The 14,803-nt window shown below is 63.9% G+C and carries 16 protein-coding genes, 1 other RNA gene and 1 pseudogene; 11 read left to right on the top strand and 7 right to left on the bottom strand.

What is annotated here, in order from left to right:
* Window positions 1–55, top strand: a transfer-messenger RNA (tmRNA) gene (gene ssrA, locus AC07NT_RS10105); the annotation flags it as partial.
* A gap of 59 nt (window positions 56–114) precedes the next feature.
* Here the strand turns inward: ssrA and AC07NT_RS10100 are convergent.
* Window positions 115–819 (bottom strand): hypothetical protein, encoded by a 705-nt coding sequence (locus tag AC07NT_RS10100; protein WP_498596588.1) that lies wholly within the window; start codon window positions 817–819, stop codon window positions 115–117.
* Between the two features lie 239 nt (window positions 820–1,058).
* On the opposite strand from AC07NT_RS10100, the gene AC07NT_RS10095 reads away from it, so the two are divergent.
* From AC07NT_RS10095 to ntrC, 10 genes are all read left to right on the top strand, one after another.
* Window positions 1,059–1,802, top strand: coding sequence for a 16S rRNA pseudouridine(516) synthase (locus AC07NT_RS10095; RefSeq protein ID WP_498596589.1), 744 nt, complete (start codon window positions 1,059–1,061; stop codon window positions 1,800–1,802).
* A gap of 108 nt (window positions 1,803–1,910) precedes the next feature.
* Window positions 1,911–2,894 (top strand): YncE family protein, encoded by a 984-nt coding sequence (locus tag AC07NT_RS10090; protein WP_498596590.1) that lies wholly within the window; start codon window positions 1,911–1,913, stop codon window positions 2,892–2,894.
* Window positions 2,878–3,687, top strand: a complete 810-nt coding sequence (locus tag AC07NT_RS10085; protein ID WP_498596591.1) for a polysaccharide deacetylase family protein — start codon at window positions 2,878–2,880, stop codon at window positions 3,685–3,687. Before AC07NT_RS10090 ends, AC07NT_RS10085 begins: the two co-directional genes overlap by 17 nt.
* Window positions 3,688–3,693: 6 nt before the next feature.
* Window positions 3,694–4,647, top strand: a complete 954-nt coding sequence (locus AC07NT_RS10080) for a sterol desaturase family protein (protein ID WP_498596592.1) — start codon at window positions 3,694–3,696, stop codon at window positions 4,645–4,647.
* A gap of 38 nt (window positions 4,648–4,685) precedes the next feature.
* Entirely contained in the window at window positions 4,686–5,546 is an 861-nt protein-coding gene (locus AC07NT_RS10075) for an EI24 domain-containing protein (RefSeq protein ID WP_498596593.1), read from the top strand.
* Complete coding sequence (locus AC07NT_RS10070; RefSeq protein WP_498596594.1) at window positions 5,539–6,372, top strand: competence/damage-inducible protein A; 834 nt, start codon at window positions 5,539–5,541, stop codon at window positions 6,370–6,372. The genes AC07NT_RS10075 and AC07NT_RS10070 overlap by 8 nt, the downstream gene beginning before the upstream one ends.
* A gap of 207 nt (window positions 6,373–6,579) precedes the next feature.
* Window positions 6,580–7,995, top strand: coding sequence for a type I glutamate--ammonia ligase (glnA, locus tag AC07NT_RS10065; protein ID WP_498596595.1), 1,416 nt, complete (start codon window positions 6,580–6,582; stop codon window positions 7,993–7,995).
* 157 nt (window positions 7,996–8,152) lie between these two features.
* Window positions 8,153–8,665, top strand: coding sequence for a hypothetical protein (locus AC07NT_RS10060; RefSeq protein ID WP_498596596.1), 513 nt, complete (start codon window positions 8,153–8,155; stop codon window positions 8,663–8,665).
* A gap of 5 nt (window positions 8,666–8,670) precedes the next feature.
* Entirely contained in the window at window positions 8,671–9,741 is a 1,071-nt protein-coding gene (gene glnL / locus AC07NT_RS10055; RefSeq protein WP_498596597.1) for a nitrogen regulation protein NR(II), read from the top strand.
* Window positions 9,742–9,773: 32 nt separating this feature from the next.
* The gene (ntrC, locus tag AC07NT_RS10050; protein ID WP_498596598.1) at window positions 9,774–11,243 is read left to right on the top strand and encodes a nitrogen regulation protein NR(I); all 1,470 of its coding nucleotides are present in this window, start codon (window positions 9,774–9,776) and stop codon (window positions 11,241–11,243) included.
* Window positions 11,244–11,265: 22 nt separating this feature from the next.
* On the opposite strand, the gene AC07NT_RS10045 is transcribed toward ntrC, so the two are convergent.
* The 6 genes and pseudogenes from AC07NT_RS10045 to AC07NT_RS10020 all read right to left on the bottom strand — a co-directional run.
* Window positions 11,266–11,814 carry a methylated-DNA--[protein]-cysteine S-methyltransferase gene (locus tag AC07NT_RS10045; protein ID WP_498596599.1) on the bottom strand — a complete coding sequence of 183 codons (549 nt, stop codon included), beginning with the start codon at window positions 11,812–11,814 and terminating at the stop codon, window positions 11,266–11,268.
* A 19-nt stretch (window positions 11,815–11,833) separates the two neighbouring features.
* Window positions 11,834–12,604 carry an exodeoxyribonuclease III gene (locus AC07NT_RS10040; RefSeq protein WP_498596600.1) on the bottom strand — a complete coding sequence of 257 codons (771 nt, stop codon included), beginning with the start codon at window positions 12,602–12,604 and terminating at the stop codon, window positions 11,834–11,836.
* A 13-nt stretch (window positions 12,605–12,617) separates the two neighbouring features.
* Complete coding sequence (locus AC07NT_RS10035; RefSeq protein ID WP_498596601.1) at window positions 12,618–13,211, bottom strand: DUF4337 domain-containing protein; 594 nt, start codon at window positions 13,209–13,211, stop codon at window positions 12,618–12,620.
* 1 nt (window position 13,212) lies between these two features.
* Window positions 13,213–13,707, bottom strand: coding sequence for a dihydrofolate reductase (locus tag AC07NT_RS10030; protein ID WP_498596602.1), 495 nt, complete (start codon window positions 13,705–13,707; stop codon window positions 13,213–13,215).
* Window positions 13,704–14,591, bottom strand: coding sequence for a DMT family transporter (locus AC07NT_RS10025; protein ID WP_498596603.1), 888 nt, complete (start codon window positions 14,589–14,591; stop codon window positions 13,704–13,706). Before AC07NT_RS10025 ends, AC07NT_RS10030 begins: the two co-directional genes overlap by 4 nt.
* Window positions 14,588–14,764, bottom strand: a pseudogene (locus tag AC07NT_RS10020) (thymidylate synthase); the annotation flags it as partial. The gene AC07NT_RS10025 and the pseudogene AC07NT_RS10020, both read right to left, overlap by 4 nt.
* Window positions 14,765–14,803 lie beyond the last annotated feature (39 nt).

Raw genomic sequence — 14,803 nt, 5'->3', positions numbered from 1 at the left:
AGATCTGCTCGAACAAGGCTTGCGGACGGGGGTTCAAATCCCCCCAGCTCCACCAAAAAACAAAACCCCGGCCGGGAACGGCCGGGGTTTTTTATTGTTCTGACGCGCTGGCGCTCAGTGCAACTCGCCGGATCGGCTGTCCAGCGGGGCGACGAAGGAGTCGTGTTTCCAGGTTGTCGACAGCTGGCTTTCGTAGGCATCGTGGCTGTGCGGATCGGCAGATAACAGGGCATCGAGACGTGCGAGTTCGCTGGCGCTGGGCTGGTTGCCGCGCTGGCGCGACAGGGCCGCCTTGAGGTTGGCGCGTGTCTGGTTGAACTCGGTCTCGGTGCGCACGCGTTCCAGTTCCTCCTTGAGCACGGCCTGTTCGCCCAGGAAGGCTGCGCGGATGGTGCTGAGGCTGGGCAGGTGTTCCGGGTCGACCACCCAATAGCGGACGTTGCACTGCGAGAGCAGGGTGTGCTTGAGCGTCTGGTTGCTCAAGGAGAGGCCCTGCGGGCCGGGCACGTCGACACAGCCGACCACCTGGCCTTCTGCATTGCAGATGGTGAAGGTGCAGTAGACACCGCTGAGGATCTGGAACCAGTGCTGACCTTCTTCGCGGACTTGCGGCATGGTGAAGCGCGTGACCGGCAGCTTAACCATGACATGATGGTCCTGGAAGGCGCGCAGCATCCAGCGCCAGACGAGCCGCTCCCGGCTGTTCACCATGGAGCGCACTGTCAGGGGCCATTTACGCGGGATGCGTCGCTTGGCCAGCTCCTGTTTTTTCAGGCGCGCGGCGTAAGCGTACGCGCCCAGCGCTCCGCTCACGGCCATCAGCCCTGCGACTATCATCCACCCTGTGTACCCGTTCATATGCAGCGGTATCGTTGTTTGTAACAAGTGTAAGGTCTACGGCCCCTATCCTGAACCAGATCAGCGAAGTTGGAGCACGTTGGAGGGGCTTTGGGATGAACTTTTGCACGGAATCGCGTGCTGATTGCAGAGTCCGAGGGCTGATTCGCTACACTTTTTGAGCTATCCCGGCACGCTGGGCGTGCTCCAGAGACCTTTTCATGCAATTGCAGGACATTCTTTACGCCCAGGGCTTTGGGACCCGTCGGGTCTGCGCCGGCCTGATCCAGCAGGGCCATGTGTACGTCTACCCGGTCAGCGGGGCGGGGGGTGCCGAAACCTGTACCGAGGCCACGGCGGAGTTCGATTACGAGGGCCTGCAACTGCGCGTGCAGGGGATGGAGTGGGTTTGCCACAGTCGGGCCTGCATCATGCTGCACAAACCGGCGGGCATCGAGTGCTCGCAAAAACCCTCGGCCTGGCCCAGCGTTTACACCCTGCTGCCGGCCCCGCTGCGTCAGCGTCCCAACAAGGGCGCCGTGCAGGGCGTGCAGGCCATCGGCCGGCTCGACCAGGACACCACGGGCCTGCTGCTGCTGACCGACGACGGACAACTCATCCACCGCCTGGCCTCGCCGCGACACGAAGTTCCCAAGGTCTACGAAGTGACGCTCAAGCACCCGGGTGACGAGAAGCTGTGTGAGAAATTGCTGACCGGGGTGGTGCTGGATGACGATCCGCGCCCGGTGCGCGCCGCCCAGTGTGAACTTGTGGCGCCGCAGCACCTGCGACTGACGCTGACGGGGGGCAAGTACCACCAGGTCAAGCGCATGGTGGCCGCTGCGGGCAACCGGGTCGAGGCCCTGCACCGCTCCCGGATCGGCGGTCTCGTGCTGCCCGCTGACCTGGCCCCAGGTCAGTGGCGCTGGCTCGAAGCCGCAGACCTGGCGCTGATCCCGGCCTGAGATCGGCGTCCCCGTTTTCGGCGCTGGCACTTGATGTGCCTCAAACCATCCACGCAGGTGCCCGCACGGCGACCGCTACACTTGCAGCTCCATAGCCATGAGTGTTCCATGCTGAAGTTTTCCCCCCGTGCCTTCGCCCTCCTGCTGGTTTTGATGGCCGGCTTGTCCATGGCGCAGCCGCGGCCGGCACCCATCTTCGTCCTCAACTCCAAGGATGCCGATGTCAGTGTGATCGACCCGGTGAGCTGGAAGGAAATCAAGCGATTTGCCACCGGCAAGGAACCACACCATCTTTATCTGACGCCGGACGAGAAGTCCCTGATCATCGCCAATGCCTTCAGCGATACCCTGACCTTCGTTGACCCGCGCACGGCCGAGGTACAGCGCACCGTGCGTGGCATCCTCGACCCCTACCAGTTGCGCTTCTCGCCTGACATGCAGTGGTTTGTCACGGCCGCCAACCGGCTCAACCATGTCGACATCTATCGCTGGGACGGCCGCGACCTGACGCTGGCCAAGCGAATCCCCACCGGCAAGACCCCCAGCCACATCTGGATCGACAGCAAGAGCACCACGGCTTACGTGACCATGCAGGACAGTGACGAGATGGTTGCCATCGACCTGCAAAAGCAGCAACTGCTCTGGCGTATCAAGACCGGTCCCTTGCCAGCCGACGTCTTCGGCACGCCTGACGATCGCTTCCTGCTGGTCGGCCTGACGGGTGGTGAGGGGGTGGAGGTGTATGACCTGGCCATGCCCATGCCTGCGGTCGTGCAGATGATCCCTACCGGCAAGGGCGCACACGCCTTTCGCGCCGTGGGTGACCGCCGCCACGTGCTGGTCAGCAACCGTGTGGCCAACACCATCAGCAAGATTGACTACAAGACCCTGGCCGTGGTCGATGAGTACCCTGGTCCCGGCGGCCCCGATTGCATGGACCTGACGGCCGATGGCCGCTACATCCTGCTGTCTTCGCGCTGGGCGCAGAAGCTCAGCGTGATCGACACGACAACACGCCAGGTCGTGCGCCAGGTGCGCGTGGGCAAGTCGCCGCACGGGGTCTGGACCCTGGACCATGCGCCGCGCCAATAGCCTATTCGCTGGCTGGCTGGCAGCCCTGCTGGTGCTTCTACCGGCCCATGCACAGGACTGTGCCAAGCCCCTTTACCTGACTTTCGACACTGGTCACATGGGGGTGGCCGAGCACATCGCCGGGGTGCTGGAGCGCCAGCAGGTACGCGCCACCTTCTTTGCAGCCGACGAACGCACCCAGGTGGGGGACGGCAGTCTCGGTTCGCACTGGGCGGCCTGGTGGCGCGCGCGCAGCGACGAGGGGCACGAGTTCGCCTCCCATACCCTGGACCACGTCTACTGGCGCGCCGATCTGCCGCAGCCCGACGGCAGTGTGAAGCTCCGCGTGCGGGCGTCGGCGGGTGCACAGGCCAACCGGGACCAGATCTGGACGGCGGCGCAGTATTGCTCCGCCATACGGGCGGCCTCGACTCGCCTGGAGCAGCTCACGGGCCGGGCGCCGCTGCCCCTGTTTCGTGCCCCCGGCGGCAAGACTTCACCGGCCCTGCTGGCCGCTGCCCGTCAGTGTGGTTACCTGCACGTGGGTTGGGCGCCAGCCGGCTTTCTGGGCGATGAGTTGCCCAGCGAAAAATACCCGGGCGAGATGCTGCTGGCAAAGGCTTTGCGCGACATCCGTCCAGGTGACGTGCTGATGGCGCATCTGGGCATCTGGTCACGCAGCGATCCCTGGGCGCCAGCGGTGCTGGAGCCCCTGATCGTCGGACTCAAGCAGGCAGGTTTCTGTTTCCGCACCTTGCGCGAGCATCCGGACTACCAGGGTTGGATCGCGCAGCGCGGGCCAGCCGGGAAATAATCGGGCATGGACACGCTGGTCAACGCCTTCAATGATCTTCAGCAGTGGCTGTTCGAAGCCCTGGTGCAGCCTCTGGCGTTTGCCATCGGCCTGGGCAACCGGCTGGAAGACGCCTACGACGGCACCGGCTGGCTGCTGGTGGGCCTGCTCCAGTTGCTGGTGATGCTGTTGGTGCTGGCGCCGCTGCAACGCTGGCGTCCGGTGGAGCCGGTGCGCGACCGCGCGGCCATTCGCGTGGACGTGCTCTACACCCTGATCCACCGCCTGGGCCTGTTCCGGCTGGTGCTGTTCTTCACGCTGACTCCCCTGCTGGACGATCTGATCGGCATGTTGCGCGTGGCTGGTCTGCCGACCCTGCACCTGGACGACCTGTGGCCGGGCGTGACCGATCTGCCCTGGGTCAGCCTGCTGATGTACCTGGTGGTGATGGACTTCTTCGATTACTGGTTGCACCGCGGTCAGCACCATTTCGACTGGTGGTGGCGCCTGCATGCGCTGCACCACTCGCAGCGCCAGATGACCCTGTGGAGTGACAACCGCAACCACCTGCTCGACGATCTGAGCCGTGATGTACTGCTGGTCACCCTGGCGCAACTGATCGGTGTGGCACCGGGCCAGTTCGTGGCCATCGTCGCCTTCACCCAGCTCAGCGAGAGTCTGCAGCACGCCAACCTGCGCCTGTCCTTCGGATCCTGGGGAGAGCGGCTATGGATCAGCCCGCGCTTCCACCGTGTGCACCACAGCATCGGTATCGGCCACGAGTCACCGGGCAAGACACTCGGGGGACACAATTTCGGTGTGCTGCTGCCCTGGTGGGACATGCTCTTTGGCACGGCCAACTTCGAGTTGCGCTACGACCCGACCGGCATCCGCGACCAGGTGGAGCAGGGGCGTGACTACGGGCACGGCTTCTGGGCCCAGCAGTGGCTGGGGCTCAAGCGCCTCGCAGGTCGCGCCTGACACAGCCTGTGACAGTGCGCCACGGTATGCTTGCCGGTATGGGACTGTTTCTCGACTCCTTCTGGCGCGCATTGGCTTATTGCCTGCAGCCGCGCATCATCGTGCTGTCCTTCCTGCCGCTGATCCTGCTGGTGGCCTCGAGCGTCGGCCTGTCCTGGCTGTTCTGGGAGCAGGCTGTGCTGGGCTTGCAGGTCTGGCTGTCAGACTGGGCTCTGATGGACAGCCTGTTTCGCTGGCTCGACAGTGTGAGCATGGGTCACCTGCGCAATGTACTGGCTCCGCTGTTGCTCATCATGCTGGTGCTACCGCTGGTGATCGTGCTGTCCTTGCTGGCCGTGGCCTGGCTGGCCACGCCGGCCATCGTGAGGCTGGTGGCAGAGCGCCGCTTTCCCCGGCTGACGCAAGAACGTGGTGGCAGCTTTGCGGGCAGCCTGTTGCAAGGCCTGGGCTCGGCACTGCTGGCCTTGCTGGCCCTGATCCTGACCCTGCCGCTGTGGCTGATCCCGCCACTGGTGATCGTGCTGCCGCCCCTGATCTGGGGCTGGCTGACCTCGCGTGTCATGGTCTACGACGCGCTGGCCCAACATGCCACCGCGGAGGAGCGGGAAGAGCTGATGCGCCGGCATCGATACTGGCTGCTGGGCATCGGCGTGGTCAGCGGCTACATGGGGGCGGCGCCCGGGCTGATCTGGGCGGTCGGGGCCATGGCCGTGGTGCTCGCGCCGCTGCTGGTGCCGCTGGCCATCTGGATCTACACCTTCGTTTTCATCTTCGCTGCACTCTGGTTCACCCATTACGGCCTGGCGGCGCTCGCCGCCCTGCGCGCCGAACCTTTGTCGGCCGCCGCCCCGGCGTCGACTGTGCTGCAGGCCATACCCTCGACCGACACCCATGTCTGACACCACGGTTTCTTTCGGCATCGTCATCATTGGCGATGAAATCCTCTCCGGCAAGCGTGCCGACAAGCATCTGCCCAAGGCGATCGAACTGCTGCAGGCGCGCGGCCTGCAGCTCGCCTACGCCGACTATGTCGGGGACGACCCCGCGCGCATCACGGCCACGCTCGCGCGCGCTTTCGAATCGGGCTCCGTGGTGTTCTCCTGCGGTGGCATCGGTGCCACGCCAGACGACCACACGCGCCAGTGCGCGGCGCGCGCCCTGGGGGTGGGCCTGGTCCTGCATCCGCAGGCCGAGCGCCTGATCCGCGAGCGCATGCAGGATGTAGCGCGCGAACAGGGGGTGCCCTATGTGCCGGACCGTGCTGACAATGTGCACCGACTGAACATGGGTGTGTTTCCTGTGGGGGCAGACATCATTCCCAACCCTTACAACAAGATTCCCGGTTTCAGCTGTGCCTCGCCCTCAGGCCGTGGCGCGGTCCATTTCGTGCCGGGTTTTCCGGTGATGGCCTGGCCCATGATCGAGTGGACGCTGGACACACTGTATGCCCCGCTTTTCAGCCGCAATGCCTGGCAGGAGCAATCGGTCATCGTCTATGGCGCCATGGAAGCGACCTTGACGCCGCTGATGGAGGCTATTGAAGCTCGGCATGTCGGTGTCAAGGTCTTCAGCCTGCCCAGTGTGGACCACCCCCAGCACGGCCGGCACATCGAACTCGGGGTCAAGGGCAAGCCCGACGTGACCCCCGCGGCCTACGCCGAGCTGTTGGCGGGCCTGCGCGAACAGGGCGTCAAGCTTGGCCCCGAATTGGTGCGCAATCAGTAGGTTACTATTTTGGTGCAAATTTAATGCACCAATATGGTGTTGTGTGGGTGAAAGTTTCTGCTCCGGTGCGTTCATGGCCCCTCGAAGGCCGGGAAAGTCAGGGCAAAATACCGAATTCCACGCAGGCCGGCGCAAGCAGGATTGGCACAGAAACTGCATTCATGTGCCTGCGTAACTTTTAATCAACCTTCCTAGCAGGAGTACCAGATGGCTAAGACCGTCGCAGACGTGATGAAGATGGTGAAGGAAAACGAAGTCAAGTTCGTTGACTTCCGCTTCACCGACACCCGTGGCAAAGAACAGCACGTGACCGTGCCGATCTCCGCTTTTGGCGAAGACAAGTTCACTTCCGGCCACGCTTTCGACGGTTCGTCCATCGCTGGCTGGAAGGGTATCGAGGCTTCGGACATGCAGCTCATGCCCGACCCGAACACCGCCAACATCGACCCCTTCTTCGAAGAGACCACCCTGTTCCTGCAGTGCGACGTGGTCGAACCCAGCGACGGCAAGGCCTATGACCGCGATCCGCGTTCGATCGCCAAGCGCGCTGAAGCCTATCTGAAGGCTTCCGGCATCGGTGACACCGCCTATTTCGGTCCGGAACCCGAATTCTTCATCTTCGACGGCGTGCGTTGGGCCAACGAACCCGGCAACGTGATGTTCGCCATCGACGAGTACGAAGCTCCCTGGAACTCCGGCAAGCAGCTTGAAGGCGGCAACCGTGGCCACCGTCCCACCACCAAGGGCGGTTACTTCCCGGTGCCCCCGGTCGACAGCACGCAAGACATGCGCGCCGAGATGTCCCTGATCCTCGAATCCCTGGGCATCCCGGTCGAAGTGTTCCACCACGAAGTGGCGGGCGCTGGCCAGAACGAAATCGGCACTAAGTTCTCGACCCTGGTCGAGCGCGCCGACTGGACGCAGAACCTGAAGTACGTGGTCTGGAACGTGGCCAATGCCTACGGCAAGACCGCCACCTTCATGCCCAAGCCCTACGCCGGCGACAACGGTTCTGGCATGCACGTGCACCAGTCCATCTGGAAAGACGGCAAGAACCTGTTTGCCGGTGACGGCTACGCCGGCCTGAGCGATTTCGCCCTGTATTACATCGGCGGCATCATCAAGCACGCCCGTGCCCTGAACGCCATCACCAACCCCGGTACCAACAGCTACAAGCGCCTGGTGCCCGGCTTCGAGGCTCCGGTGAAACTGGCCTACAGCTCGCGCAACCGTTCCGCTTCGATCCGCATTCCTTTCGTGGCCAACCCCAAGGGTCGCCGTATCGAGGCGCGTTTCCCCGATCCGTCTGCCAACCCCTACCTGTGCTTCTCGGCCCTGATGATGGCCGGTCTTGACGGCGTGGAAAACAAGATCCATCCGGGCGAAGCCGCCACCAAGGATCTGTACCATCTGCCCCCGGAAGAGGACAAGCTGGTGCCGACCGTCTGCCATAGCCTGGACCAGGCCCTGGACTATCTGGACAAGGACCGCGGCTTCCTGACCAAGGGTGGCGTGTTCACCGACTCCATGCTGGATGCCTATATCGAACTCAAGATGGCCGAAGTGACGCGCTTCCGCATGGCACCGCACCCGGTCGAGTACGACATGTACTACTCCCTGTAAAGGGCGACCCCAGGCTGTGATTCGTTACAGCCTGTCGCAAAAAAAGGACGGCTTCGGCCGTCCTTTTTGTTTTCCGTGAACTTCGGGGGTTTGATTTTCAGCGGGAATAGCCGATACTCTCAGACCGCCCCTGCATTTCCGATGCGCGGAGAACCCCATGAAGAAGCCTTTACTGATGTCATTGACAGCTACGCTTTTCGTAGCAGGCCTGGCTGCCGTTGATCTGGCCCAGGCCCAGGGCCGCATCTATCGCTGCGGCAATGAGTACACCAACACGGTGCAACCCGGTCAGAAGGGCTGCAAGCTGCTGGAAGGCGGCAATGTGACCGTGGTCCAGCGTCCGCGTGCGCCCGATACGGTTCGCATGGCTTCGGCCAACCAGGTCGGTACGCGAGTGGATGTGGACCAGCAGCGTCAACGGGATGCAGATGCCCGTCAGATCCTGGAGGCTGAGCTGCGCAGGGCCGAAGCCCGCAAGAACGAGCTGATTCAGGAGTACAACAACGGTGAGCCTGAAAAATCGGGCCCTGAGTTCCGCAACCACCAGAAATACCTGGACCGGGTGGCCGAGATGAAGGCCAACATCGAGCGCAACGAAAGCGATCTGGCCGGCCTGCGCCGCGAGCTCGATCGTCTGCCTGAGTCCGCTGCTTCATCTGAGTCAAAATAGGCGGCTTGAAACCGACCGCCATTTCCTCCGTCAGCCGCTTCCAGCCTTTCGACCTGCTCGCCACGCTTGTTGCCGTCGTGCATGGCGACGGCGCGGTGGTCTATGCCAATGCCGCCCTCGAGGACGCGCTGGGCATGTCCCGGCGCAGCATCGAAGGCTCCGCCCTGGCCGATTACTACACCGAACCCCAGGTTCTGGCCTCTGCCCTCGGGGGGCTGCGCGACAACGAATTTGCAGCCCTGCGGTATGACGCCTGGGTCAAGCGTCCTGGGCGTGATCTTTTGCCCGTCCACGTGATCCTCACGCAGACCGACAGACCGGGCGACATCCTGATCGAGATGCTGCCGCTGGAACAGCAGGCCCGTCAGGAGCGCGAGGAGCGCCTGCTGGACCAGGCCCAGGCCAACAAGGAGCTGATCCGCAACCTGGCGCACGAGATCAAGAACCCCCTGGGCGGGATCCGCGGTGCGGCCCAACTGCTGGAGATGGAGATCGACAGCCAGCTGACCGAGTACACGCGTGTCATCATCCATGAGGCCGATCGCCTGCAGACCCTGGTGGACCGCCTGCTGGCGCCGCACCGCCGGCCCCACGTGGTGGGCGACGTCAATATGCACGAGGTCTGCGAGCGTGTGCGCTCGCTGATCCTGGCCGAATTCCCCAAGGGCTTGCGGGTGGTGCGTGATTACGACACCTCCATCCCTGAATTTCGCGGCGACCGTGAGCAGCTGATCCAGGCTGTGCTCAACATCGCGCACAACGCCTGCCAGGCCCTGGCCGAGCGCATCAGCGCGGGTGAAGCGAGGCTGACCTTCCGTACCCGGATCGCGCGGCAGATCACCTTTGGCAAACAACGCTACAAGCTGGCACTGGAATTGCATGTCATCGATAACGGGCCCGGCGTACCGGACTCGATCAAGGACCGCATCTTTTTCCCGCTGGTGTCGGGACGGGAGGGCGGCTCCGGCCTGGGGCTGACGTTGGCGCAAACCTTCGTGCAGCAACACCATGGCCTGATCGAGTGCGATAGCGAGCCGGGCCGGACCGATTTCAAAATATTGATACCGCTGCCCTGAGAAAGGCAGCATGACCTAAGGGTAGAGCCGACATGAAGCCGATTTGGATCGCCGATGATGACCAGTCCATACGCTTCGTGCTGGAGAAGGCGCTGCAACGCGAGCAGATGCCCACGCGCAGCTTCACCAACCCGCGCGAAGTGCTGGCCGCACTGGACGAAGAGGGCGAGGGCCCGCAGGTGCTGGTGAGCGACATCCGCATGCCGGGCGGCTCTGGCCTGGAGCTGCTGGAAAAGGTCAAGGCTCGCCACCCCGGGCTGCCGGTCATCATCATGACGGCCTTTTCCGATCTGGACAGCGCCGTCTCAGCCTTCCAGGGGGGGGCCTTTGAATACCTGCCCAAGCCCTTCGACCTGCCCAAGGCCGTTGAGCTGATTCGCCGTGCGGTTGAGGAAAGCCAGCGCGAGGAAGTGGCGCAGGAAACCATCGACGCCGCTCCCGAGATGCTGGGCCAGGCCCCGGCCATGCAGGACGTGTTCCGCGCCATCGGCCGGCTCTCGCAGAGCAATGTCACGGTGCTCATTACCGGCGAATCGGGCTCGGGCAAGGAGCTGGTGGCGCGTGCCCTGCACAAGCATTCACCCCGCGCCAACGGGCCTTTCGTGGCCATCAACACCGCTGCGATCCCGAAGGATCTGCTGGAGTCCGAGCTGTTCGGTCACGAGCGTGGCGCCTTCACCGGTGCCCAGACCATGCGCCGCGGACGTTTTGAGCAGGCCGAGGGCGGTACGCTGTTCCTGGACGAGATCGGCGACATGCCCTTCGATCTGCAGACGCGCCTGCTGCGGGTGCTTTCGGATGGCCATTTCTACCGTGTGGGCGGACACAGCGCGGTCAAGGCCAATGTGCGCGTGATCGCCGCCACGCACCAGGATCTGGAGCAGCGCGTCAAGGAAGGCGTGTTCCGCGAAGACCTGTTTCACCGCCTCAACGTCATCCGCCTGCGCCTGCCCGCCCTGCGCGAGCGGCGCGAGGACGTGCCCATGCTCACGCGCCATTTCCTGCAGCAGAGCGCACGCCAGTTGGGTGTTGAGCCCAAGCGCATCTCCGATGCGGCGCTGGAGCGGCTGGGGCGTTTCGGCTTTCCCGGCAATGTGCGCCAGCTGGAGAACATCTGCCACTGGCTGACCGTCATGGCACCGGCCCAGGTGATCGAACCCAAGGACCTGCCGCCCGAGATCGGTCTGGTGGCGGGTGAATTTGCTGTGCCAGTCGCCGTCGCCAACACGGGGGTGCCAGAACCGGTGGCCCTGGCCGCTCCGCCGGCCGTGGGGCTCCCGGCGACGGGTGACTGGGAGAGCGGCCTGCAGGCCGAGGCCATGACCCTGCTGCTCAGCGGACGCCTGGACGTCTGGGACGAACTGACCAAGCGCTTCGAACGCAAGCTCATCCTGACTGCGCTGGACAGCACGCGTGGCCGGCGCATCGAGGCCGCCCACAAGCTGGGCATCGGCCGCAACACCATCACGCGCAAGATCCAGGAGCTCGGCTTGGAGGAGTGATCCTCCGTCCCCTTGCGGCGATTTAGTCAAAGAGCCCGGGGCCGCCGAAGCGCGCCCCCTCGATCTCCAGCATCTTCAGCTTGGTCTGTAGCCCGCCATGGGCCGAGAAGCCGCCCGTGCCTGTGAGTGCACCCACCACGCGGTGGCAGGGCACCACGGGCGCAAAAGGGTTGGCACCCAGGGCCTGTCCCACGGCGCGGGCCGCGCCCGGCTCGCCCAGGCGTTGCGCCACTTCACCATAGGTCAGCGTTTCGCCCGGCGGGATGCGTCGCGTGAGTTCGTAGACGCGCTGGTGAAAAGGCGGCACGCCCTCCATGTCCAGTGGCAGGTGCGTGAGGTCATGCGGTTCGGGGGGATGCCCTTCGAGCAGGGCCGTGATGGCGGCGACGGCCTCCTGCACAAAAAGCGGGGGTGGGCTTTCGTTTAGTGCGGGGAAACGGCGTGCCATGCGCGCCAGCAGGGTAGCCTGGTCCCGCTCCGGCAGATACACCCCCGTCAGGGCCCGAGCATTCCAGCTGATGCTGCAGGTGCCCAGCGGTGTGGTGAAAAGGGCGTAGGCCAGCGTAGACATGCGGCGCGCCCGGCGGGGCTCACAGCCCCTGCAGCTCCAGCACCACCGGCGCGTGGTCGCTAGGGCGCTCGTTCTTGCGCGGCGTGGGATCGACGGCACAGGCCGTGGCCAATGGCTTGAGCGCTTCACTGATCAGAATGTGATCGATGCGCAGGCCCTGCTTGCGGCGGAAGCCCATGTTGCGGTAGTCCCACCAGGAGTAGTTCTTCTCGGGTTGCGGGAACAGGCGGACCGAATCGGTCAGGCCCAGATCAACCAGAGCGCGCAGATGTGTGCGTTCCTCGACGGTGCAGTGGATGGTGTCCTTCAGGCCCACCGGGTCCCAGACGTCGAGGTCGTCGAAGGTGATGTTGTAGTCGCCCATGAGCACCAGCTTCGGGTGCTGCTGCAACTCGCTGCGCACCCACTCGCGCAGGGCATCGAGCCAGCGCATCTTGTAGGCGAACTTATCCGAACCCGGCTCCTGCCCATTGGGGAAATAGGCGCCGATGACACGCACGCCGTTCACGGTGGCGCTGATCACGCGGGCCATCTCGTCTTCGAAACCCGGGATGTTGCGCACCACGCCTTGCAGCGGTGCACGTGAGAGCAGGGCCACACCGTTATAGGTCTTCTGGCCGAAGCTCTGTGCCTGGTAACCCGCCGCTGTGAAGGCGTCGAAGGGAAACTTGTCGTCGGTGAGCTTGAGCTCCTGGAGCGCCAGCACGTCCACCGGGTTGGCGGCCAGCCAGTCCAGCACCTGGGGCAGGCGCACGGTCAGCGAGTTGACGTTCCAGGTCGCAAATTTCATCGACGACTTGCTATCAAATGTGAAGCACTGCCAGGCCGCCCACGACCAGGCCAAGCGCGCCAGCGGCAAACATGGCGTATTCCAGCCACTTCTTGCGCGTCAGCAGGGCGATGGCGGCCAGCGCGATACAGACCTGCAGCACGGTGGTGGCCTGGGCCCAGCGGTGGTGCAGGTGCATCTGCTCGTCGCTCTTCTTGTCCCAGTCGGTCGCATCGGCTTCCAGCTTCTCGGCGACCACCTTGATCTCGTTCTTTTCCTTCTCGTAGCGGTCGATCTTGGCCTGGTACTTTTCCTTTTCGGCTTCCTTGGGCGTCAGGTCGCGCGAGACCTCGGCCAGGGACTGCTTGGTGCTCTTGGACTGGAAGTAGTTCCACTGGTTGGACGCTTCGGTCTTCTTGATGGCTGCATTGTTCTTGTACAGACCGGCATTGGCCTGGGTGGCGCCGCCCATGTAGGCGAAGATGGCGCCTACCGTGGCGATGATGGCCGTGAACATGGCGATCTGGTTGGTCATGCCGCCGCCGTGGTCACCATGGCCGCCGCCCTGTTGCGCGTGTTCGAGTTCGTGGTCGTGCGGGCCGTGCACGTGAAAACCGCCTCCGGACATATCAGACTCCTTTTGTATTCGTGTAAGTCACAAAACTGAAATTCAGGCCGGTGGAGGAGACGTGACGCTCACGTCGCATTTCCTTCCACTCGGGTCCGAATTGTGGCGCAAAAGCATCCCCTTCGAACGATGCTTCGATCTCTGTTACCACTGCAGTACTGGCCAGAGGCAGGGCTTGTGCGTAGATGTCGGCGCCGCCGATGATCCAGGCGTCGCTCACCTTACCGCAGTGGGCCAGGGCCTCGGGCAGTGAATGCGCCACGTGAGCGCCTTCGGCGTGCCAGCCTGGCTGGCGCGTCACCACCACATTGGTGCGGCCGGGCAGGGGGCGAAAGCGCGCCGGGATCGATTCCCAGGTCTTGCGGCCCATGACAACGGGGCAGCCCAGCGTGGTGCGCTTGAAGTGGGCCAGGTCCTCGGGCAGGTGCCACGGCATCACACCATCCTTGCCGATGGTGCCATTGGCCGCGCGGGCGAAAATCAGGTGCAGTTTCATGCGGAGGCTTTCGGAGAGCGCGAAGGTAGCAGCACGGCGGCAATGGCCATCATCACGAACACGATGGCCACGTAATCCTGCCAGTGCGGCCATTCGCCGACGATGAAGGTGGCACTGAGCGTACCCACCAGGGGGATGGCCATCACGCTCATGGCGCTGGTGGACGCCGGCAGGTGACGTGCCAGGGTGGTCCACAGCGTCTGGGCAAAGCCGTAGTTGATGAAGGCGCCGTAAGCCAGGCTGATCCACATGGGACCGCTGAACTGCCAGGCGGGCCAGGGCTCGCTGGCGAAGGCGATGGCCCAGAGGCAGACGGAACTGAGGATCATCATCCAGACGGTCAGCGTCTCGACGGGCAGGGTCAGCCTGGCGCGGCGCATCATCAGCGTGCCAATGGCCCAGCTGATGGCGGCGATCTCCATCCAGACGATGCCCAGGGGGCGGCCCGCGAGTTTCGTGAACTCGCTGGAGGTCAGCAGCCCGATCGCCACGGCCACGGCGATGACCGCGATGAGGGTGCGACGAGTCAGGCGCTCGCCCAGGAAGAGCGCACCCAGCAGCACCGTCCAGATCGGCATGGTGAAGCCCAGGATCGCGGCACGCCCCGAGGCCAGTTCCTTGACACCCAGGATGGACACCGTGTGCCAGCACAGCATGTTGGGGATGCCCAGACTCACCACCGAACGCCATTCACTGCCCTCCGGCAGCACGCGCAAGCCTCGCGCGCGGTACCAGCTGTAGAGGAAGAGCGAGCCCGCCGTCATGGTCAGCGCGCGGAAGTACAAAGGTGAGAGTTCCCGCAGCGAGAACTTCATCATCGGCCAGTTGATGCCCCACATCAGCGTGAGGGCGACCAGCGTGAGCAGTTGTTTGCGACTGATCACACGGCCACCGGTGCCTTGATGGCCGGGTGGCACTGGTAGTCCAGCACCTCGAAGTCCTCAAACTGGTAGTCAAAGATCGAGTCCGGCTGGCGCTTGATGTTCAGCGTGGGGTAGGGATAGGGCGTGCGGCTCAGTTGTAGCTCCACCTGTTCATGGTGGTTGCTGTAGATGTGTTTCCGGAACCAAAATGAAAGTACCATCAAGTGAATCAT

It is taken from the genome of Hylemonella sp. GW821-FHT10B10, assembly GCF_059415585.1.
Note: the sequence above shows the minus strand (reverse complement) of the source record. Positions and strands in the feature narration are given on the sequence as shown.